This is a genomic window from Fictibacillus arsenicus (assembly GCF_001642935.1).
Taxonomy (GTDB): Bacteria; Bacillota; Bacilli; order Bacillales; family Fictibacillaceae; genus Fictibacillus; species Fictibacillus arsenicus_B.
The window spans coordinates 2,447,343-2,468,401 of record NZ_CP016761.1 but is presented as its reverse complement, the minus strand read 5'-3'; the positions used below and the strand labels follow the sequence as shown (position 1 = coordinate 2,468,401).

The 21,059-nt window shown below is 38.3% G+C and carries 23 protein-coding genes, 1 tRNA gene, 2 pseudogenes and 1 riboswitch; of the genes and pseudogenes, 19 read left to right on the top strand and 7 right to left on the bottom strand.

The features are described 5' to 3' along the window. Positions 1–5: 5 nt before the first annotated feature. Positions 6–191, bottom strand: coding sequence for a DUF2759 domain-containing protein (locus tag ABE41_RS12785; protein WP_066242324.1), 186 nt, complete (start codon positions 189–191; stop codon positions 6–8). 111 nt (positions 192–302) lie between these two features. Then, entirely contained in the window at positions 303–698 is a 396-nt protein-coding gene (locus tag ABE41_RS12780) for a hypothetical protein (protein WP_066290911.1), read from the bottom strand. Positions 699–776: 78 nt separating this feature from the next. Between ABE41_RS12780 and ABE41_RS12775 the strand changes: the two genes are divergently transcribed. Both ABE41_RS12775 and ABE41_RS12770 read left to right on the top strand, forming a co-directional pair. After that, the gene (locus ABE41_RS12775; RefSeq protein ID WP_066290909.1) at positions 777–1,409 is read left to right on the top strand and encodes an MBL fold metallo-hydrolase; all 633 of its coding nucleotides are present in this window, start codon (positions 777–779) and stop codon (positions 1,407–1,409) included. A gap of 2 nt (positions 1,410–1,411) precedes the next feature. After that, entirely contained in the window at positions 1,412–2,497 is a 1,086-nt protein-coding gene (locus ABE41_RS12770) for a class I SAM-dependent methyltransferase (RefSeq protein WP_083207791.1), read from the top strand. A gap of 39 nt (positions 2,498–2,536) precedes the next feature. Here the strand turns inward: ABE41_RS12770 and ABE41_RS12765 are convergent, their stop codons facing one another. Continuing rightward, positions 2,537–2,785: a DUF2626 domain-containing protein gene (locus ABE41_RS12765; protein ID WP_066242314.1), complete on the bottom strand. Its 249-nt coding sequence runs from the start codon at positions 2,783–2,785 to the stop codon at positions 2,537–2,539. 184 nt (positions 2,786–2,969) lie between these two features. Between ABE41_RS12765 and ABE41_RS12760 the strand changes: the two genes are divergently transcribed. After that, on the top strand, positions 2,970–3,359 hold the full coding sequence (locus ABE41_RS12760) for a Spx/MgsR family RNA polymerase-binding regulatory protein (RefSeq protein ID WP_066290907.1): 390 nt from the start codon (positions 2,970–2,972) through the stop codon (positions 3,357–3,359). A gap of 39 nt (positions 3,360–3,398) precedes the next feature. Here ABE41_RS12760 and ABE41_RS12755 read toward each other — a convergent pair. Beyond that, positions 3,399–3,473: transfer RNA gene (locus ABE41_RS12755), tRNA-Gln, on the bottom strand. A gap of 122 nt (positions 3,474–3,595) precedes the next feature. Between ABE41_RS12755 and comGA the strand changes: the two genes are divergently transcribed. Genes comGA through ABE41_RS12710 form a run of 9 tightly spaced genes read left to right on the top strand, consistent with a single transcriptional unit; the run spans position 3,596 to position 8,319 of the window. Further along, entirely contained in the window at positions 3,596–4,702 is a 1,107-nt protein-coding gene (gene comGA / locus ABE41_RS12750) for a competence type IV pilus ATPase ComGA (RefSeq protein ID WP_066290905.1), read from the top strand. Next, on the top strand, positions 4,650–5,684 hold the full coding sequence (comGB, locus tag ABE41_RS12745; protein ID WP_066290903.1) for a competence type IV pilus assembly protein ComGB: 1,035 nt from the start codon (positions 4,650–4,652) through the stop codon (positions 5,682–5,684). The genes comGA and comGB overlap by 53 nt, the downstream gene beginning before the upstream one ends. A 17-nt stretch (positions 5,685–5,701) precedes the next feature. Then, on the top strand, positions 5,702–6,022 hold the full coding sequence (gene comGC, locus ABE41_RS12740) for a competence type IV pilus major pilin ComGC (protein ID WP_066290895.1): 321 nt from the start codon (positions 5,702–5,704) through the stop codon (positions 6,020–6,022). Between the two features lie 35 nt (positions 6,023–6,057). Beyond that, complete coding sequence (gene comGD / locus ABE41_RS12735; protein ID WP_301336219.1) at positions 6,058–6,459, top strand: competence type IV pilus minor pilin ComGD; 402 nt, start codon at positions 6,058–6,060, stop codon at positions 6,457–6,459. Beyond that, positions 6,443–6,763 (top strand): hypothetical protein, encoded by a 321-nt coding sequence (locus ABE41_RS21260; RefSeq protein WP_066290885.1) that lies wholly within the window; start codon positions 6,443–6,445, stop codon positions 6,761–6,763. The genes comGD and ABE41_RS21260 overlap by 17 nt, the downstream gene beginning before the upstream one ends. Beyond that, positions 6,696–7,181, top strand: a complete 486-nt coding sequence (locus tag ABE41_RS12725) for a competence type IV pilus minor pilin ComGF (RefSeq protein WP_172827359.1) — start codon at positions 6,696–6,698, stop codon at positions 7,179–7,181. The genes ABE41_RS21260 and ABE41_RS12725 overlap by 68 nt, the downstream gene beginning before the upstream one ends. Then, positions 7,181–7,561: a competence type IV pilus minor pilin ComGG gene (gene comGG, locus ABE41_RS12720; protein WP_066290881.1), complete on the top strand. Its 381-nt coding sequence runs from the start codon at positions 7,181–7,183 to the stop codon at positions 7,559–7,561. Before ABE41_RS12725 ends, comGG begins: the two co-directional genes overlap by 1 nt. Before the next feature lie 2 nt (positions 7,562–7,563). After that, a complete protein-coding gene (locus ABE41_RS12715; protein ID WP_172827358.1) occupies positions 7,564–8,079 on the top strand; it encodes a shikimate kinase in 516 nt (171 codons plus the stop codon). Between the two features lie 51 nt (positions 8,080–8,130). Then, complete coding sequence (locus ABE41_RS12710) at positions 8,131–8,319, top strand: YqzE family protein (RefSeq protein ID WP_066290877.1); 189 nt, start codon at positions 8,131–8,133, stop codon at positions 8,317–8,319. A 366-nt stretch (positions 8,320–8,685) separates the two neighbouring features. Here the strand turns inward: ABE41_RS12710 and ABE41_RS12705 are convergent, their stop codons facing one another. Then, entirely contained in the window at positions 8,686–9,462 is a 777-nt protein-coding gene (locus ABE41_RS12705; protein ID WP_066290875.1) for a YqhG family protein, read from the bottom strand. Continuing rightward, entirely contained in the window at positions 9,431–11,128 is a 1,698-nt protein-coding gene (locus ABE41_RS12700) for a DEAD/DEAH box helicase (protein WP_066290872.1), read from the bottom strand. The genes ABE41_RS12705 and ABE41_RS12700 overlap by 32 nt, the downstream gene beginning before the upstream one ends. Positions 11,129–11,245: 117 nt before the next feature. Further along, positions 11,246–11,331, top strand: a riboswitch (glycine riboswitch). A gap of 168 nt (positions 11,332–11,499) precedes the next feature. On the opposite strand from ABE41_RS12700, the gene gcvT reads away from it, so the two are divergent. The 3 genes from gcvT to gcvPB are packed head-to-tail and all read left to right on the top strand — an operon-like array spanning position 11,500 to position 15,429. Beyond that, positions 11,500–12,600 carry a glycine cleavage system aminomethyltransferase GcvT gene (gene gcvT / locus ABE41_RS12695; protein ID WP_066290867.1) on the top strand — a complete coding sequence of 367 codons (1,101 nt, stop codon included), beginning with the start codon at positions 11,500–11,502 and terminating at the stop codon, positions 12,598–12,600. Between the two features lie 25 nt (positions 12,601–12,625). Further along, positions 12,626–13,990 (top strand): aminomethyl-transferring glycine dehydrogenase subunit GcvPA, encoded by a 1,365-nt coding sequence (gene gcvPA / locus ABE41_RS12690; RefSeq protein WP_066290865.1) that lies wholly within the window; start codon positions 12,626–12,628, stop codon positions 13,988–13,990. Further along, positions 13,966–15,429, top strand: coding sequence for an aminomethyl-transferring glycine dehydrogenase subunit GcvPB (gene gcvPB / locus ABE41_RS12685; protein WP_066290862.1), 1,464 nt, complete (start codon positions 13,966–13,968; stop codon positions 15,427–15,429). The genes gcvPA and gcvPB overlap by 25 nt, the downstream gene beginning before the upstream one ends. Positions 15,430–15,472: 43 nt before the next feature. Here gcvPB and ABE41_RS12680 read toward each other — a convergent pair whose 3' ends face one another. Continuing rightward, positions 15,473–15,853 carry a rhodanese-like domain-containing protein gene (locus ABE41_RS12680; RefSeq protein WP_066290860.1) on the bottom strand — a complete coding sequence of 127 codons (381 nt, stop codon included), beginning with the start codon at positions 15,851–15,853 and terminating at the stop codon, positions 15,473–15,475. 149 nt (positions 15,854–16,002) lie between these two features. On the opposite strand from ABE41_RS12680, the gene ABE41_RS12675 reads away from it, so the two are divergent. The 4 genes and pseudogenes from ABE41_RS12675 to ABE41_RS12660 all read left to right on the top strand — a co-directional run. Then, the gene (locus ABE41_RS12675; protein WP_066290857.1) at positions 16,003–16,839 is read left to right on the top strand and encodes a lipoate--protein ligase family protein; all 837 of its coding nucleotides are present in this window, start codon (positions 16,003–16,005) and stop codon (positions 16,837–16,839) included. 359 nt (positions 16,840–17,198) lie between these two features. Continuing rightward, a pseudogene (locus ABE41_RS12670) lies at positions 17,199–18,641 on the top strand (vitamin B12-dependent ribonucleotide reductase); the annotation flags it as partial. Positions 18,642–19,109: 468 nt separating this feature from the next. Continuing rightward, positions 19,110–19,775: a restriction endonuclease gene (locus tag ABE41_RS21255; RefSeq protein ID WP_253805336.1), complete on the top strand. Its 666-nt coding sequence runs from the start codon at positions 19,110–19,112 to the stop codon at positions 19,773–19,775. A gap of 91 nt (positions 19,776–19,866) precedes the next feature. After that, a pseudogene (locus ABE41_RS12660) lies at positions 19,867–20,994 on the top strand (vitamin B12-dependent ribonucleotide reductase); the annotation flags it as partial. Positions 20,995–21,059: the final 65 nt, after the last annotated feature.

Sequence of the window (21,059 nt, the reverse complement as noted above, 5' to 3'; positions counted from 1 at the left end):
GGATTTTAATGGCCTGTTGAACCGCCGCTGCCAACTAATACGTCAAGTACAGTCATGACTGTAAACCAGCCAAATACAGCAAACGTTAAGAACGCGAAGCCTGCTGCCATTAAGTTTTTAATTTTTAACGAACGTAATAGTCCCAATGCAGCTAGAATAGCTACTAAGCCGAATATAATGGCTAATCCCATTATTCTGTGCCCCCTTGCTTTGGAGTAATACCAATCCTATGTATAACGCTTTCACACAGGTACAACCTTGTATTATTTTACTTGTTTTATCCCTGTTTGTCGAGTGAACATTTATAACAAAATGAATTCAGTCATAACCTGATAGGATGCTGCCCATTTCAAAATAAGGGGTTTATTATGTTCACTGAAAAAATAAATGGCCTCATCTTCTTTTTCAACGGCAATTAATTCTTCTTCTGCTTGTATGAGGAACATATCTATTTGATTCTGATCTCCTTCCTTAACAGAAAATGCACAAATCATATCAAGATATAAATAACATTTCCCACTTTCAGAAAAGAATCCATAATCCTCAAAAAGAAGAGAAGTTTTATAGGGTCGTATTAAAAGTAAAGGAATCGCTTCATGTGAATCAGCTATACAATGATCTGTAATGATAAAGTCATCATCCCGGTCCAAAAAAGCAAAACCTTCTAAATTGTTTTCAAAACCATAGTAGACTTTCATGCATTTCCTCCGTATATATGACTGTTTTAGTGTAAGATAGAAAGAAAGAACTTGCAATTGGAACTGGAGGCATAAAACATGAGATGGAAGAAAATTACTGTAGGACCTGTTCAAGAAAATACATATATTCTTTATGATTCAAATAATGAAGCGATCATTATAGACCCGGGCAGTGAAGGTACAAAAATTATTCAAAATATAGAATCTCTAAAGTTAAAACCGCTGGCTGTTTTACTGACACATGCTCACTTCGATCACATAGGTGCAGTAGATTCAGTTCGGGAAAAATATCAGCTGCCACTATATATTCATAAAAAAGAACAAGATTGGCTGACAAATACAAAAAAGAACGGGTCAATGCATTTTGGACAAAATATCACAGCTAAGCCTGCGAGTCACGTATTAACGGATAATGACAAAAGCTTAAAGATTGGCTCATTTTCTTTTGAGGTACTGTCTACTCCTGGACATTCACCGGGAAGTGTTTCATATTATTTGAAGGGTGCAGCAGCTGTATTTTCCGGGGATGCACTGTTTGCTGGAAGTATTGGGAGAACCGATCTTTACGGAGGCAGCCAGGATACATTGCTAAAGAGTATTCATGAGAAATTATTGCAGTTGCCTGAAGAAACTGTTGTACTATCTGGTCATGGTCCTGAGACGACAATAGGAATGGAAATGGATTCAAATCCTTTCTTGGGCGGTTTTTAAAGTTGGGTCTGAAAGATGATATAAGAAGATATTTGGAGCAGAAACACTGGATAACGATGGAACAATTTATGGAATTGGCTCTCTATCATCCAGACTTCGGATATTACATGAGCGAACAGAAGAAGATTGGAAAAAACGGTGATTTTTATACGTCCAGTTCAGTATCAGATGTATTCGGAAAAATTTGGGCTGATGTTTTTGCAAAAACCATTCATGAACACAAATTAGATCCTATCATTGTGGAATTTGGAGCAGGAACAGGCCGATTCGCGAAACAAGTTTTATCCCGCTGGAAAGATAACGGTATTGGGAAACAAATATCTTATACCATTGTTGAAAAAAGTCCTTATCACCGTCAGCTTCTACAAAATGAATTAACAGGTTCTTCTGTGACCATTTTTTGTTCATTTGAGGAACTAAAAGAATCTTATCCGGATTTTAAAGGAATTATTTTTGCAAATGAAGTATTAGATGCTTTTCCATTACGAATTTTTCAAAAACAAAAAAATAACTGGTTTGAGAAAGTGATTGTTTTTGATGAAGATACAGATGAGTTTTGTTTTAAATATATAAAAGCATCTGATCAATCTTTATCTTTAGATAAACGTTTTGCATCAAGGAGAAGTGATTTTGAGCTTGAAGTGTCATTTCAGATGATGAACTGGCTGAATGATCTATATGAATGGACTGGCGAGAAAAGTGTCTATTTCTTTGTTGATTACGGCTATCGAGGAGAAGAATGGAATAGAGAAGCTTTAAAAGAAGGCAGTATTCGCGGATATCATAAGCATAAAATAGAAAATAACCCTCTAACTTATCCTGGAAAAATGGATATAACTTATCATGTAGATTGGGATCAAGTTGAAAATGCTGCTAAAGGAAAAGGTATTGAAACCATACATTTTTGCATGCAAGGTGAATTCCTATTGAAAGAGGGTTTGTTATCACATTTAAACAATGCAGGGAGTACAGATCCTTTCTCTGCTGGTCATAAAAGGAACAGGGCGATCAGGTCATTCCTTTTGGATAGTACGCTTGCTAATGGCTTTCAAGTTATAAAGCAACAAAAAAAACGGACCGTTTTATAACGGTCCATTTTTCATAAGCTGATATGAACTTTTTTACTATTAATGGCCTCCACCAGCTCCAGGAGTCATCATAAATGTTGACCAGTATGTAAATCCGACAAAGAAAACTGTTAAATAAGCACCAAAGATATAAATATACATACGTTCAGATAAGTTCAAATAACCTAATGAAACGAACATAATCGTTTGTCCTAAGAACAATAACGCCATGTCCTGCATATCGCCAAGATAAGCCATGACACCAATGATCCCTGTCCAAAAGCCCAAAACCTTATACATTCTTGACATATGTATCCCTCCTTTTTTCGCCAATACTTGTATCCTTTAGTATTATATATGAGTTTCCACTCTCTTGTAAATGACAATTGTAAGCGGATAAAAAGACAATTCAAATATAATTACTCAAAGTAGGTTAATTTTGGTTTATTATGCCTCTTTTAAAGGTAATGTAAACCAAAAGGAGTGAAGTCATATGAATTCAATTACGTTTTACACATATCCAAGCTGCACTTCATGCCGGAAAGCGAAAATGTGGCTTAAACAAAATAAAGTATCATTTGAAGAAAGACATTTATTTAAAGAAACCCCTTCAGTAGAAGAGCTCAGAGAATTATTAAAACTGACTAAAGCGGGGACTGAAGATATTCTGGCTAAAAGAAGCCAGTCCTTTAAATCGCTTGATGTTGATATTTATGATCTATCTACAAACGAATTGCTAGAACTGTTAACAAAGAACCCAAAGCTGCTTAAACGTCCGCTCGTAACTGATGGAGAACAGCTGATTGCCGGATACAGCCCTGGCGATATGAAAAAATTATGCCATAAAAAAGAAAAAGAACACATTTCAAGTCATGTGTCCTGATTAATGCACTCTTAAAATCTTAAGAGTGTTTATTTTTTTTGGCTGGGCTAGCTGGATTCGAACCAACGCATGACGGAGTCAAAGTCCGTTGCCTTACCGCTTGGCTATAGCCCAATGCAACAATATTAGTATGGGCCGTGTCGAAAATTATATGCGCGATTTCTAAAAAAACGGCAGGAATTTTATTTTGTGTGAAGTATTTTTATAACACGAAACAAAAAGGAGGTCGATAATGCTTGCCAATAAAAATATTAGGCAGTTCGATTTTGCATGATGCCGTAATTCAAAATGCATCTGACATTCATTTCATTCCATTTAAAAAAGGAGGACTAGTACAATTTCGTATTGATGACAGATTACTCGAGTACAGATCTCTTAATTTTGAAGAGTACGTCCGAGTCATTTCTCATTTCAAGTATTCAGCCAGAATGGATATTGGTGAACATCGTAAACCTCAAAGCGGTGCTATGGATGTGCTTATAGATAATATTAGCGTACATCTTCGACTTTCTTCCATTCCTTCTGCATTTAATGAATCTCTCGTAATCCGCATCCTTCCTCAGCAAGAGTCCTTTTCAATTAATGAATTATCACTTTTTCCGCACGCACTTCAAAAACTCATTTTTCTCATTAAGCGTTCAAGCGGTTTGTTATTATTTACTGGTCCTACTGGTTCAGGAAAAACGACAATGCTCTATTCTTTGCTGCAATACCTCCAGCAACACTACAAGCGCCAGGTAGTTACATTAGAAGATCCTGTTGAGAGAAAAGTTGATACATTTCTCCAAATGGAAATTAATGAAAAAGCTGGTGTGACATATGGTGAAGGTTTTAAATCTTTATTGCGCCACGATCCAGATGTCATCATGATTGGGGAGATACGTGATGAAGCTGCTGCCCGGCTAGTTATCCGTGCGTCATTAACTGGACATTTAGTGCTCTCGACGATGCATGCCTCAGATTGCATAGGCTGTTTAGAGCGTCTAAGAGAATTTGGGATCCGAGAGGCAGAATTGAAACAGACTTTAATGGGAGTGGTTTCTCAGAGACTGATTTCAATACCTTGTCGTTTTTGCGGTGATCACTGCAGCGACTTTTGCTTTAAATCAAGGACGTTCAGAAGAGCAGGAATTTATGAAATCCTAAGCAATCACGAATTGGAAACCGCTTTTAATCAAGACATTTCCGATCCGCCTTTTTATAAAAGTCTCCCTTATTATTTTAATCACGCATATGCAGCAGGATTTGTAACGAAAGAAAGTTATGAAAGATGGATGGGAGGGCAGGGGAATGTTCAAGAAGAAAATGTGGAAGGGAGCGTCTCAAGGAATTTTTCTTTATAAACTTGGCCTTTTATTAAGTCAAGGCTATTCAATCAATAAAAGCATAGAGCTTCTAAGGCCGCAGTTTCCCGATAAAGAACAGCATTTATTAGATGAATTGTTAGAGAGAATGTCGGCTGGCAATTCAGTGCTAGATGTTTTTTCCAAACTAAAATTGCCGGATGAAGTTACCAGTTCATTATCCATAAACAGCGTTAACGGAAATTTAACAGATAGTTTGATGGAAAACGGTACATTTTTGAAAAAAAGGGCCGAATGGAGAGATCGATTAAATAAAGCGATTAGATATCCTTTATTTTTGTTATTTCTTACAATATGGATTGGTATTCTTTTTTACTATTTCTTATTTCCTCAATTTTCTCTTCTGTTTTCTTCTCTGGAAGTTAAGACACCCGCTTTCACCTCAATCATGCTGTCTTTTCTAACTTTGTTTCCATACTTCCTAATTGCAGCATTACTAATTGTTCTGATTGGATGGATCGCTTTTTACTTTGTAAAAAGAAATACAAGTTATTCAGATCAGATGATTTTGTTAATATCAATACCTATTTTAAAGAAATTTCTTTTGCTGATGAACTCACACTATTTCAGCGTTAACTTTGGTTCAATGCTAAAAAGCGGTTTGCCGGTAACAGATGCTTTAATGGTGATGGAAAAACATATGAAAAAAGGATTTTTTCAAGAAGAGAGCATAAGGCTGCAAAAAGGTTTGATAGATGGAAAAACATTGCCTGAGCTTTTACTTCATAAACCTTTTTATGCAAAAGAAATGACTGAGATCATTCGTTTCGGACAAGCCCATGGGGCACTAGGTTCTGAATTAATTCAATATGGAGAGTGGATATTTATAGAATTGGAGGAGAAGATCCTTTCTAATCTGCAAAAAATACAGCCTGTCCTTTTTGCTTTAATTGGTGGTTTTGTCTTGCTTATGTTTACTTCTATGCTCTTGCCGATGTTTAAACTAATGGATGCCTTATAAGGAGGGAAAAGACTTTTATGAGGAATGAAAATGGTTTTACCCTTATTGAAATGATGATTGTCCTTCTTATTATTTCAGTTTTGATGCTGATTGCCTTGCCGAGTATGACTAAAAATAACGCTATCGTCAAATCTCTTGGTTGTGAAGCGACGATAGATCTCGTGCAAGGGCAAGTAGGGGCTTATGAAGCAGAAAAAAATGAATTGCCTACAATAGACCAGCTTTTTGATGACAATTATATCGATACAAAAGTATGCCCCGATAAAGAACCATTGCTCATCGATAGTGAAGGGAAAGTGTATGTGAACAATGAGGATGAAGAGGATGAAACACCCTGAGCAAATATAAGCAGTCTGGTTATTTATTGATTGAAATGATAATTGTTCTCCTGATAATAGGATTAATCGGCTCTGCAACTTATCCCAAGTTCAATTCGTTTATAAAAAACAGGAAGACAGAGTACTTTATAAATTCACTTGAAAAGGACATTATCTATACTCAGCAAAAAGCAATTAATGAAAGCAGTGTATACCGTCTAACCTTCAATAATGAAAAAGGTATGTACCAGATAGGAACCTATAATTCAAATCAGGTATTAAACCGGCCAATTCCAAAACATATTAACATTGAGGGACAAGCCATGGAATTGACTATCCAATTTAATCAAAACGGAAACATAAGCCGTGCAGGGACACTTTATATATATTCAGGAAATGCTGTGTATAAAATGGTGTTCCAGCTTGGTAAAGGGAAATTTTATGTTGCAAAACAATAATGGATATTTGCTGCTTGAATCCATGTTGGGTTTATTGCTGTTTTCAGCTATAGCTTCCATTTGTCTCCCCTTTGTTTATATATTGCATCAAGAGCAAAAGACTACCGAGCAGCTAATGTTTGCTATCGAAGAGGTTGATCAGCTTTCTTTAAAGAAAATACAATTGCAAGATATGGAGTGGACGCGAAACGGAACATCATATTCGTTAATTACTAAAAAGGGAGTTACAGATGAGTATGAAATCTGTATTAATTTTGAGGCATCAAATCAAAAAGAGTATACAGCATGTTCAAGCTATTATTAAATATGCTGATTCTCAAATGGGCCATAGCTTAATGGAAGCTTTCATCGCCTTGACAGTACTCCTTATGCTCTCCTCGCTTATACCATTATTCTTTATTCCTATTCAAAAACAGCCTCCAACCCCTCAATTGGAAGAAACCTCCATATTTTTCTCTATGTTAGGAAAAGAAATAAGGGAAGGACAGTCTGTGGAAGTGATTAATAACTCGTTGTACGTCACACTTTCAAACGGCAATGTATTAAGTTTCTCAAAATATCATTCTCTTATTCGTAAGCAAGTAAATGGGCTGGGACATGAAGTTTGGGTGCAGAATATTAGTGAAATGGTGCTGGAAAAACATTCAGATGTACTGTTAGCCGTAAAGCTTATCGATACACAAGGAAATGAATACCATCGTTTTTTTCGGAGGATTGAGTGATGAATAATGAAAAGGGGATTATCTATCCTCTCTTAATCACATTATGTTTCGTTATCCTTATCTTTTTTGGTTACCTGACAGGTAAGGTTTCCTCTGAAAGGCAGTTTGTATATATGCAGGAAGAACAATTAAAGCAAACACGGCTTGTTCAGCAAGGGGTAGAGCGGGCAATCATTTATGCGAAGGATGCTTCTGTGTTTTTCCCGATGGAGAAGACATTAATATTGAATGAAGGAAGCGTTAATTTGGTGATCAATCAAACGACAGAAGAAGAAAGGCTATTCATGATCGAAGCATCTACAGATAAGCAACATACAAAAAAGGTGAAAGTATATTATAATGTAACCCAGAATAGCGTTACAAAATGGGTGGAGGGTTAAAGTTGAACACCATATATTTAGTAGGCTTCATGGGGTGCGGAAAAACATCTGTAGGAAAATATCTTTCCAAACAGCTTGAAGTTCCGCCATATGATGTAGATTCGGCAATCGAAAAGCAGAGAGGACAAACGATAAAAGAAATTTTTCATTATGAAGGTGAAGAAGCTTTTAGAAACTATGAATCTCTGGCCATTCGTCAGCTTCCACTCGAGCATGCAGTAGTCATGACAGGGGGCGGAGCTGTTGTTCGTGAGGAAAATCTTACTTATATGAAAAGTAAAGGAACTGTAATTTATCTAAAAACAAGCTTTCCTGTATTGTGGAATAGGTTAATGAAAGAAGAAGAACGAAAGAAAAGACCATTATTGCTGACAAATACAAAAGAAGATATTTTTCAGCTTTATAATGAGCGGAGCAAGCATTATGAAAAAAGTGATATCACGATTTTAACGGACGACCTGACAGCACAAGAAGTATGTGAGCAAATACTTATTGAGTTACAGCGGTTTAATTCCTGAGCAAATAGACAAGACTAGATTGTGAAAGGTTATTTAAAAGGAGTTTTGTTAATGGCTGCGGGAAACGATGTCGTAAAGTATTTAACTCAGAAAGTAGTAAAATATTTAGACGAGCCAAAATCGGTTCGAAAAGAAAGAAAGCGCACACGAAAAAACGAAAAAGAACCGTTGTTAACATACCTTTTTGGCGTTTTGCCAATGAGTTTAGGTCTTATGTTCAGGAAGAGAAGAAAAAGATAAGCAATGGCTGGAAAAAGGATGAAGCCGGGTGCCTAACCCGGCTTTTTATTTTGATTACATGGCTCATATCTAAAAGATTGTTGCTTACTAACATTTATTATTGAGTAGACTTCTTGACTAGTTGATTGGAGAGCAAGGTGCGTGCCTACAACTTGCGAAGCTTCTCGCTAGGCATGCGACGAGGAAGCTCACATCGGTAGTATTTACTTGTAGACGCAGGAGCAAGAATACTTCTATGAAGCGGACAGGTGAGACCACTCAAAGGCGCAAAGCGGCGAGGAGGCTCACCGCACGCCCCGCGGAAAGCGAGCATCCTGGAACGGAAATCAACATCTTCTAATAGCAACATAGTATACGAAAAAGTCTTTATGAAAGATAAAAGAGCCCTCCGTTTATGATTTCTACTATGATCTTAGGCTCATACTGAGTACGAAGTGCTTCTTTTTCAACATGGTAAGCTTCAGGTTTAGTAAAAAGATCCTCATAAAAACTTTCTAAAAGGTCCTGATCTTCCTTCCAGCGATTCCTTGCGTCATCTGCCCAAGTATGATCATCCTCGTCGATCACTTCCTGTATTTTAGCCTCAAGCCTTTTAATCGCACTTTCCGGCTTTATAAATGGAGAAAGCGTGTAACAAAAATCCGGAATTCTTTTAGTTAATAAAAGCTTCTGAAGCCTGTTATGAAACTGGTCTTCTATCGTCCCATTAATAAGCTGAATGCCATACGAGAGCACTTGATCCTTTTTCTGATCACATTGATAGGTAACTTTCACATTTAAACAAAGCCAGGGCTGAAGAGGAACTTGAGCACCTTGCTGCGGCACCGATTCGTATAACCGGATAAAAGAAGCGAGTTTTTTTGTAGATGCAAATATTTGATGGAGGCGGGGAGAGCCAAAATGAATAAACTCTCCTTTACCATCTGGTGACTGCTGCTGTCCGGTAACCAGTGTTAAGGTCATGGGATTAGGAGTACCACCGGTTTTTTCAAGATAGTGCCAATAGAATGGGCGATTCATAAGTACTTTGTCCAGCTCAGTCGTTAATTGAACCTTCATGTAACTGAAGTTCTTCTCCAGAATACGGCATTCGTTAGCATCAAAATATCTTTCAAGAAATCGATGTATCTCGTGCTGCTGCATGCTCTTCCCATCCTTTCTGCTTTATTCCTCCATCTAAATTGATAAGGGAAGCTAGGTTATCCATCTTTACCCTGATTTCTCCTTCACTGTCAGAAGTGTTCAGGATATCAGAAATATGGCGTTCAATATTTTTAATTTCAAATTTCGTTAAGATCTCATCAAGTTCGCCAATGACACTCTCAAACAAGTTAATCTTGTTGTAAAGAAGGTTTAAGATATGTTCTTCAATGGTGTTCTGAGTAGCAAAATTATAGATGTGAACATCTCCCTGCTGCCCAATTCGATGGATACGGCCGATACGCTGTTCAATTCTCATCGGATTCCATGGTAGATCATAGTTTATGATGTGCTGACAAAATTGAAGATTTATTCCTTCGCCTCCAGCTTCAGTAGCGATCAAAACTTGAGCACGGGTTTTAAATAGATGTGTCATCCAGTCTTTCTTGCTTCGTTTAAAGCCTCCTCGGAAGGGAACAGAAGAGATGCCGTGCTGCTGAAGAAACCATTGTAAATATAATTGGGTAGCCCGATATTCAGTGAAAATGATAACTTTTGAGTTAATTGACTGAATAAGCTCAAGCGCCTTCAATGCTTTAGAGTTTTGATCAACCAGTTCGATTTTCTTCATCAGTTCAACGATACGGTTTTCCATTACTACAGATGGAACATCCTTTTGAAGCATATTTTTAAGCGTTAAAAATACAGCTTCTCTTGAACTGCAAGCTTCACGCTGCAAGGTAACAACAGAGAACTTGCTTCTATCAAAGTAAGACTCTCTTTTAAGCTTCGATATTTCATCGTAAAGGTCCCGCTCTGTTTTTGATAATGTTATAGGGATGGTTTTTACTAGCCGTTTTGGCCACTTTAAGCCGGTTTCTTCTCTTCTGTTTCGAACCATTACTTTATTGACCAACTGCTTCAGTTTCTCTTCGTTTTTCAAAGAAGACTTATCTTCTTTAAAATCTTTATCAAAATTTTCTCTGTTGCCAAGATGTCCTGGTTTTAGGAGTGAAACAAGATTAAAGATTTCCTCGACTCTATTCTGTACTGGAGTGGCGGTTAACAACAAACAAAACTTCTTTTTCAGAAGCTGAACAAATTCGTAGTTTTTTGTTTTCTTATTTTTTAATTTATGTGCTTCGTCAATAATAATAAGATCATATTCCTGATTCAAAACAATATCGCGGTGCGGGGCGCGTTTTGCTGTATCAATCGATGAAACGACTACATCACATTGCTCCCAAACATAAGCTTTTTTTTGAGCAATCGCAGGTATAAAGAATTTTTGATTTAGCTCATTCGTCCACTGTATAACTAAAGAAGCAGGAACTAGAATTAAGATTTTCTTCGCAAGGCGGCGAATCATGTATTCTTTTAAAATTAATCCAGCTTCGATCGTTTTACCTAAACCGACTTCATCTGCTAGTATCGCTTTTCCGTTCATTTGTTCAATAACGGTTGTTGCAACGTCCAGCTGATGAGGCAGAAAAGTCATTTGTGGTAGATGGGCTGGTGCTTGCAGGCCCAAAAATTCAGGTATTGCAAGGTGATTTTCGGCTTCAAGTGCCAAGTTATACAACTCCCAGTTGGCCCATGGTCCGTCTTCTTCCACACGCTTTAAAAAGTCATCATGCCAATCTCGCTGAAACTGAACGTCGATTTTCATACTGGATTTCCTTTCCATAAAAAAGTTCATTGCCATTCCATTTATAAAAATGATAGGATAATAATGTAGTAAACATAGTAATAGTATGTGCGACCTTGGACAATAACATACTCGCGAATGAAAGTAAGAGGAGAGACTGCTTTAGCGGCGCCGAAGGAGCAAACAATTGTGAAACTCTCAGGCAAAAAGACTCTTGCTAGACGCATCTCTGGAGAGAGCTTTTTAAATAGATGAAAGCCACCAACGAAGAAACTCAGGATTGAGAAACTTACCGGTTGCAGGACAGAGGATCCCTTTTTAAGGGGTCTCTCTGTCCTTTTTTTGTCCAAAATTGATTGAAAATTTTAAAGTATGAAAAAGGAGGAATTCACATGGCTACATTGTTGCGCACGCCGTTATTTAACACTTATAAAGAACACGGTGGAAAAGTTATTGATTTCGGTGGCTGGGAATTGCCAGTTCAGTTTTCAAGTATTAAAGAGGAACATGAGGCTGTACGTACTCAAGCAGGTTTATTTGATGTTTCCCACATGGGTGAGTTCGAAGTAAAAGGACCAAATGCACTATCATTCTTGCAATATACAATGACGAATGATGTTTCTAAACTTCAAAATGGACAGGCGCAATATACGGCGATGTGCTATGAAAACGGCGGAACTGTAGATGATCTCTTGATTTATAAAAGAGATGAAAATGACTATTTGCTAGTTGTGAATGCCTCAAATATTGAAAAAGATTTCGAATGGCTAAACAGTCACAAAACTGAAGGTGTAGAGCTTGTTAATGTGTCATCTGAATATGCGCAGCTTGCTATTCAAGGACCAAAAGCTGAAATGATTCTTCAAAAGCTGACAGATACTGACCTCTCTGAAATCGGCTTCTTCCGTTTCAAAGAAGATGTATCGCTAGCTGGTATCCCTTCGTTAGTATCTAGAACAGGTTACACAGGTGAAGATGGATTTGAGATTTATTTAAAAACAGCTAATGCTGAAAAACTATGGAAATCCGTATTAGAAGCGGGAAGCGAAGATGGGTTGCTGCCAGCAGGTCTAGGTGCACGTGACACGCTTCGTTTTGAAGCGAAACTTGCACTTTACGGGCAGGAGCTGACAAAAGATATCACGCCGATTGAAGCTGGTATTGGATTTGCAGTGAAGACGGATAAAGATGCAGACTTTATCGGGAAAGAAGTGCTTGCTGATCAAAAGAAAAATGGAGCACCTCGTAAGCTTGTTGGTATTGAGATGATCGATAAAGGTATTCCTCGTTCTCATTATGAAGTGTTTAAAGGGGATAAGAAGATCGGTGAAGTAACTACTGGCACCCAATCTCCTTCACTAAAGAAGAACCTGGGACTTGTACTTATTGACAAGGAATACAGCGAACTTGGCACAGAAGTTGAAGTGCAAATTCGCCAAAAACGCTTAAAAGCAAAAGTGGCAGCATCACCATTTTATAAACGTGGAAAATAAATCGTTTTAATAAGGAGGACAAACAATGACGTTCCGTTACTTGCCGATGACAGATCAAGATAAAAAGGAAATGCTTGAGACGATTGGAATTGAAACAACAGAAGAGCTTTTTAAAGATATTCCTGAAGAGGTTCGTTTTAAAGGACGCCTGGATATCGAAGAAGCATTATCAGAGCCACAGCTTGTAAAAGAAATGGGCAGGCTTGCGGCCATGAATAAAAACACGAAGGATTATGCTTCCTTTTTAGGTGCAGGTGTTTATGACCATTACACACCATCCATCGTGAACCATATGCTTTTACGTTCAGAATTCTATACAGCATACACTCCTTATCAGCCAGAAATCTCCCAAGGTGAGCTGCAGGCTATCTTTGAATTCCAGACAATGATTTGTGAATTAACAGGAATGGATGTAGCAAACTCTTCTATGTATGATGGGGGAACTTCACTAGCTGAAGCTGGATTGTTATCAGCGGCACAAACACGAAGAAAGAAAATCGTCGTTTCAAAATCCGTGCATCCGGAATCCAGAGATGTTCTGAAAACCTATGCAAAAGGGCAGCACCTTGAAGTAGTGGAAGTAGATGCTGAAAACGGTCTAACTTCATTAAACGGATTGCGTTCAGCGGTTGATGAAGAAACAGCTTGTGTTATCGTTCAATATCCTAACTTCTTTGGTCAGATCGAGCCATTAAAAGAGATTGAAGAAATCATTCATGAAAATAAAGGAATGTTCGTTGTTTCCTCTAATCCACTTGCATTAGGAGCATTAACTCCTCCTGGCAAATTTGGAGCGGACATCGTTGTTGGTGACGCGCAGCCTTTTGGTATTGCTCAAGGTTTCGGCGGACCTCACTGCGGATACTTTGCTGTAACGAATAAGCTTATGCGTAAAGTCCCAGGCAGATTAGTGGGACAGACTGTTGATGAAGACGGCAAACGCGGATTTGTATTGACTCTTCAAGCGAGAGAACAGCATATCAGACGTGATAAAGCAACAAGTAACATCTGTTCAAACCAGGCTCTAAATGCTCTTGCTGCATCTATTGCAATGACAGCGCTTGGTAAAAAAGGTGTTAAAGAAGTGGCGCACCAAAATATTCAAAAAGCACACTACGCAAAGAAAGTGCTTGAAGACAAAGGTTTGAAAACTGCATTTACAGGATCGTTTTTCAATGAATTTGTTATCGAACTTAAATGCTCTGCTAAAGAAGTAAACCAAAAGTTATTAGAATCTGGAATTATCGGTGGATACGATCTAGGTCTTTCTTATTCTGAAATGAAAAATCATATGCTTATCGCGGTAACTGAGATGAGAACAAAAGAAGAAATCGATCAGCTTGCAAATGTATTGGAGGGGTTGTCATGCGTACAGAACATCAGTCACTAATTTTTGAATTATCAAAGCCGGGCCGAGTTGGCTATAGTATTCCGGAACTTGATGTACCAGAAGTAAATGTAGAATCCATTATTCCTTCCGATTATTTGCGTACAGAAGAACCTGAACTGCCTGAGGTTTCTGAACTGCAGATCGTCCGTCACTACACGGCGTTATCAAACCGTAACCATGGTGTAGATTCTGGTTTTTATCCACTCGGATCTTGTACGATGAAATACAACCCTAAAATTAACGAAGACGTTGCACGTTTCCCTGGATTTGCTCATATTCACCCGCTTCAAGACGAAGAAACTGTTCAAGGTGCAATGGAAATGATGTACCGTCTCCAAACTTCATTAGCCGAAATTACGGGTATGGATGAAGTAACATTGCAGCCGGCAGCTGGCGCTCACGGTGAGTGGACAGGGCTTATGATGATTCGTGCTTATCACGAAGCAAATGGTGACTTTAACCGAACAAAGGTAATCGTACCTGACTCAGCTCACGGAACTAATCCTGCTTCTGCAACAGTTGCTGGATTTGAATCGATAACAGTTAAATCAGATGAACGCGGTCTAGTTGACTTAGAAGATTTGAAACGTGTTGTGGACCAAGATGTAGCAGCATTGATGCTAACGAATCCAAACACTCTTGGTCTTTTTGAAGAGCATATTTTAGAAATGGCGAAAATCATTCACGAAGCTGGCGGAAAGCTCTATTATGACGGAGCAAACGCAAATGCTATCCTAGGCTTTGCAAGACCTGGAGATATGGGCTTTGATGTTGTTCACCTTAACTTGCATAAAACATTTACTGGTCCCCATGGCGGCGGAGGTCCTGGATCTGGCCCTGTAGGTGTAAAAGCGGATCTTATCCCGTTCTTGCCGAAACCAGTACTTGTAAAAGAGGACGATGTATATAAGTTTGAATACAACAGACCGCAATCTATCGGACGAGTGAAGCCATTTTACGGAAACTTTGGAATCAATGTTCGTGCATTCACGTACATCATGACAATGGGTCCAGATGGTCTGCATCAAGTTTCAGAGAATGCTGTTCTGAACGCAAACTATATGATGCGCCGATTAGAGCCGCACTTCGACCTTCCTTTTACACAGCACTGTAAGCATGAGTTTGTATTGTCTGGACGACGCCAGAAGAAACTTGGGGTAAGAACTCTTGATATTGCAAAACGTTTGCTCGACTTTGGCTATCACCCGCCAACGATCTACTTCCCGCTTAGCGTAGAAGAGGCGATTATGATTGAGCCGACTGAAACAGAATCCAAAGAAACACTTGATGAATTCATCGAAAAGATGATTCAAATCGCAAAAGAAGCTGAAGAAACTCCAGAATTGGTGCAAGAAGCGCCTCATACAACTGTGGTAAAACGACTGGATGAAGCAACTGCAGCGAGAAAACCGATTCTAAAATACAGTAAACAAGCTTAATAACCAAACAAAAAAGCAGCCTGAAATGGGCTGCTTTGTTTTTTTAGTTTGATTTTACACGGCCTGTCCATTTGCGGAATCCGCCTTGCAGATGATGCAGGTTGCTGTATTTTTTCTTCTTTAAGAAGTTTGCCGCACGTGCACTTCTAAATCCGCTCTCGCAGTATAGGTACACGGGCTGGTCGTTTCTAACTTCCTTTAATCGCTGTCTCATTTGAGATAACGGAATATTTCTGGCACCTAGAATGTGCCCTTTTTTAAATTCTTCAGGCTCACGTACATCAATTAGCTGAGCTTTACGGTATCCTGCTTTAAACTCTTCTTCATTTAGAGTTTTTAAAAATTTCTTTTGATAGAGTCCCATAGTAACAACATAAGCAAGTATTGCTACAACAATAATAACTATTAAAATTATCCATTCCATAATGCTTGCACTCCTTTAAACAATCTACCCCAATTATAGCGGTGCTGGACCCGATAGGCAAAGAAAATAATAGGATTTAAGCGATTGTTTTTGACACAATCACCGAATTTGGTACACTAGTTACGATAGAATTGCAGGGAGACGAAAACATGGAAAAAGAAAATTGGTATTACATTGATTCAGGTAACTGTGAACCAGCGATTAATATGGCGATGGATGAAGCTTTATTAACATGGCATAGCGAAGGGAAAATCCCTCCTGTTATCCGTTTTTACGGCTGGAATCCAGCAACCTTGTCCATTGGTTATTTTCAAAAAGTAGAAAAAGAGATAAATCTTGATGCCGTAAAAAAATATAATTTAGGCTTTGTTAGACGTCCAACTGGCGGACGCGGGGTCCTTCATGATCAGGAGCTGACATACAGTGTAATCGTTTCTGAAGATCATGATGCCATGCCGCAATCTGTTACAGAGGCTTATAGAGTTATCTCTGAAGGCATTAAAGAAGGTTTTCAAGGATTAGGACTGGATGCATATTTTGCGGTTCCAAAAACCGATGAAGAGCGCGAAGGTTTAAAAAATCCTCGTTCAGCTGTTTGTTTCGATGCACCTTCCTGGTATGAATTAGTTGTTGAAGGAAGAAAAGTTGCTGGAAGCGCTCAAACAAGACAAAAAGGCGTCATCCTTCAGCATGGTTCTATTTTATTAGATCTAGAGGAAGATAAACTCTTTGATTTATTTAAGTATTCCAGTGACCGTCTGCGAGAAAGAATGCAAGATGCTTTTAAGAAAAAGGCAGTAGCTATTAATGATCTGCTAGATTCACCTGTTACGATTAATGGTGCAAAAACAGCCTTCAAAAAAGGATTTGAAGATGGATTGAATATTAATCTTATTCCCTATACGTTAACGGAAGAACAATGGGCTGAAGTAGAACGTATTGCAGACACAAGATATAGAAATGACGAATGGACTTTTAGAAGATAAAAATAGAAAATCGAAACCTCAAAAGAGGTCTCGATTTTTTCTTTTTGGAAAAGAATTAAACAAAAAGAAGTCAAGAAATTAATTTTTTTTATAAAAAAGAAGGATATTGAGAAAACCTTTGTTTTATATAGGATTATAAAACTTCCATATAATACAAATCTAGTATTTAGCCAAATATTAAATAAAATCATATAAATTATTCTTTTCTCTTTGATATTCTAGTAATTACTCTTGATTTCAAGTTTGACAAGATTTTTTCTTTGACATGGTGTTTACGTATATATAGTATAGGGGTAGAAGAAATACATACAAGATATAGACATTCACCATGTGTGAGAATATGAAAAAGGAGGAGAAATATGGACACAGTTGCCACTGTTAAAAAGGGTATCGACTACGAAGCTCTTAATCAAGATATAGCACAATTTCCACAAGTACATCCCGTATCATCCACAATGAAAACGACTCATAAAGGTGTTTCACGACTGGTGATGCTTGATCGATACAGTTTTAAAGACACAGAAAAGAAAACACTCAAACCGGGTGATTTTGTTGTTTTAACGGTCAAAGAAGATCCGAAATTTCCGGCGAGAGGACTTGGCTATATTCAATCAGTCAACTGGGACGATAAAAATGCAGTAGTTTTAGTTGAGGATGAATTCAAAGCAGTACTTGAAAAACCGGAAGAAGCAGAAACAGGACTTATTACACGTTCACTCGATGTGATGGACAAGCCGCTGGAAGTATTCTACGAGCAGATTGCGCTAAGGAATGCCACAGGATTAGCATCTGTTGAAACGACAGAGGAAAAGCGCCAGGAATCGTTCGAGAAGTTCTATAAAGAACTTTCTGAAATGAACTTCGTACCGGCTGGACGAGTTCTTTACGGTGCAGGAGCAGAAACAGACGTAACGTATTTTAACTGCTACGTTATGCCATATGTAAAAGACTCGCGTGAAGGAATCTCAGATCATCGCAAGCAAGTAATGGAGATCATGAGCCGGGGCGGCGGCGTTGGAACGAACGGATCAACACTTAGACCAAAAAATGCACTGGCACGAGGCGTAAACGGTAAATCATCAGGGTCAGTATCCTGGCTGGATGATATTGCGAAACTGACGCATCTGGTTGAGCAAGGTGGATCGCGCAGAGGGGCGCAAATGATCATGCTTGCAGACTGGCATCCTGACATTATTGACTTCATTATTTCTAAAATGCAAAATCCCCGTATTTTGCGTTATTTGATTGAAAATACGAACGACGAGAAGATAAAACAAGTCGCACAAGATAAGCTGAAGTTCACACCGTTAACACCAGCTCAAAAAGCAATGTACGAAGGAATTCTACGTTATAAAGATATTCCAGGAACAGGCGGTTTTGACTCTGATGTTTTACGCGATGCAGAAACGATGCTTCGCGACGGCGGTACTTACAGTGTTCATAATTCAGAGTTCCTGACAGGAGCTAATATTTCCGTAACAATCACGAAAGAATTTATGGAAGCGGTAGATAATGATGGTGATTATAGTCTGCGTTTCCCAAGTGTTGAAGCATACTCTCCTGAGGAAATGGAAGCTTACAATAATGAGTGGCACGAAATTGGAGATGTTCGTGTTTGGGAAGAAAAAGGTTACGGAATTCGTGTTTATAAACGTATTAAAGCACGTGAACTTTGGAGCCTGATCAACATTTGTGCAACATACTCTGCAGAACCTGGTATCTTCTTTATCGATAATGCGAATGACATGACGAACGCTACAGCATATGGACAAAAAGTTGTAGCTACTAATCCGTGTGGTAAGGTGGCTTAAATTGCCTCACGTTAAAAACTGCGGAACTAAGCGGGAAGGGTGAGAATCCTAATCCGAACCGAAGATTAAATGTAAAAGTTTAGTCAGGGGCAACGCATAGGGGATGAAACTGAGGAATCAGAATATAATTCCCCCAAGAGGCCGCAGCACTATTTAAATAAATGGTAATTGGGGTTTCTATATGAATAGAGGATATGGTGGCTATTATTCTGGTTATTATTTAAGAAGTTCATACGAATACGCTTATGCCAAATACCTAAATCACATGAGTGTGAAATGGACTTATGAGACAGAGGTGTACGATCTGGGTTCGAGTATTTATAAACCGGATTTCTTTATTTATAACGAGGATAATGAACTTACAAAGATGTTGAGATTAAATCAAGACAAAAGACAGCATTGTCTTCTGCGAAAATCATATTGGATAAAGTCTCACACCTAATTGATGTAGAATGCCAATTGTTATCATATAGAGACCTTTTAAATATTTATAAGAAACAAATGCCATGTTCATTCCACTTTACTATCCAAGAGTGGATCAATTCACCAGAAACAACTATTAATAAAACACTCAAAGGCAAACTAAATCCTCATTTATCTCTCAAACATAATACTGATACGAAAAAACTAATTGGTAGACACACTAAAAAGCTGTGGGAGTCAAATAGTCTTTCAAAACAAAGAATGATTGAGGGATTAAGAAAAAGTGGACTAACACAAAAAGGGAAAATAAAGGTGCCTAGAGTAGAAAGATTATGTGTTGTATGTGGCGATAAATTCAAATGTCTGAAAACTTCTAAAAGTAAACATTGTAAACAAAAATGTGCTGCAAAAATGAATATACAAAGGGCAACAAAACAGTACGTATACAATCGTCAACAAGTAAAAAATGAGATTAAATCCTTTGTTATAGAATGGGCAAAAGAAAATAAAGAATTAGTAATTAATACACCATATAATAAGATTAAAACAAATCTTGCCCCTTTAATGCATCACATACAATTAAATTTTGGAGTTAAAGACTTTAGAGTTATTTCTGCATCAATATTTGGTGAAGATAAAGGCAGAAAAAAGTTTCTTGAATTCATGAAAGATACCATTTCTAATAGTGAAAAGATATGCTGAGCTGGACCAGAATTGACTGGTCGTACCTTAAAAAGGGATGAGGGAAATCAACCTCCAGAAGCAGGGGATAAAAAGCCCCTGTGATAACAAAAAACTGGAACAACCACTTGCACCATATTCTGTTTGTAATTTAGCTGCTGTAAACCTCGGGAATATGGCTGATAAAGAAAACAAGAAGGTCGACTTTGAGAAGTTGAAACAAACTGTTGAAGTCGGCGTACGAATGCAAGACAACGTAATTGACGCAACACCATATTTCTTAGAACCAAACCGCGTTCAGGCATTAGGCGAGCGCCGTGTCGGACTAGGTGTAATGGGACTTCATGATCTGCTTATCTACTGTGAAACGGTTTATGGATCTGAAGAAGGAAATAAACTTGTGGATCAAATTTTTGAGACGATCGCAGTTACCGCTTATAAAACTTCGATCGAGCTTGCTAAAGAAAAGGGAAGCTTCCCATTCTTAGAAGGTGAGACAGAAACAGCTACTAATGACCTTCGAAATCGTTTTGTTGAAACAGGATACATGAAAAAGCTGCCTGAAGATGTGCGAAAAGATATTTTACAATACGGAATTCGCAACTCCCATTTGTTAACGGTGGCTCCTACTGGAAGCACCGGGACCATGGTCGGAGTCTCAACAGGGCTAGAGCCTTACTTCTCATTCTCATACTTCCGCAGTGGACGCCTTGGGAAGTTTATTGAAGTGAAAGCTGATATTGTAAAAGAATATCTCGATAATAATCCGGAAGCTAATGAAAATGAACTTCCTGAATGGTTTGTTGCAGCGATGGAGCTTGCCCCAGAAGCACATGCGGATACACAATGTGTCATTCAGCGCTGGGTGGACAGTTCAATCTCCAAAACGGTAAATGCACCAAAAGGATATACAGTTGATCAAGTTCAGAAAGTTTATGAGCGTTTGTATAAAGGCGGCGCAAAAGGCGGAACTGTTTATGTTGATGGAAGCCGTGATGCGCAAGTTCTGACTCTTAAAGCTGAAGAAACATTTGAACAAACTGAGATCGACCTTGGAATGGAAGAAGAAAAGAAAAAAGTCGTCATTCTTGATACGATTACTGACCTTCGTTCAACAGATGTTACAATCGGTAACGAAGTAGGCAACACATGTCCTGTCTGCCGAAAGGGAAAAGTAAAAGAAATCGGCGGCTGCAATACTTGTACGAACTGTAATGCACAATTAAAGTGCGGACTATAAACGAATTGCAAGAAGGAACTGGAAATGGTTCCTTCTTTTCATTTGCCAATATTAGGACATACTAA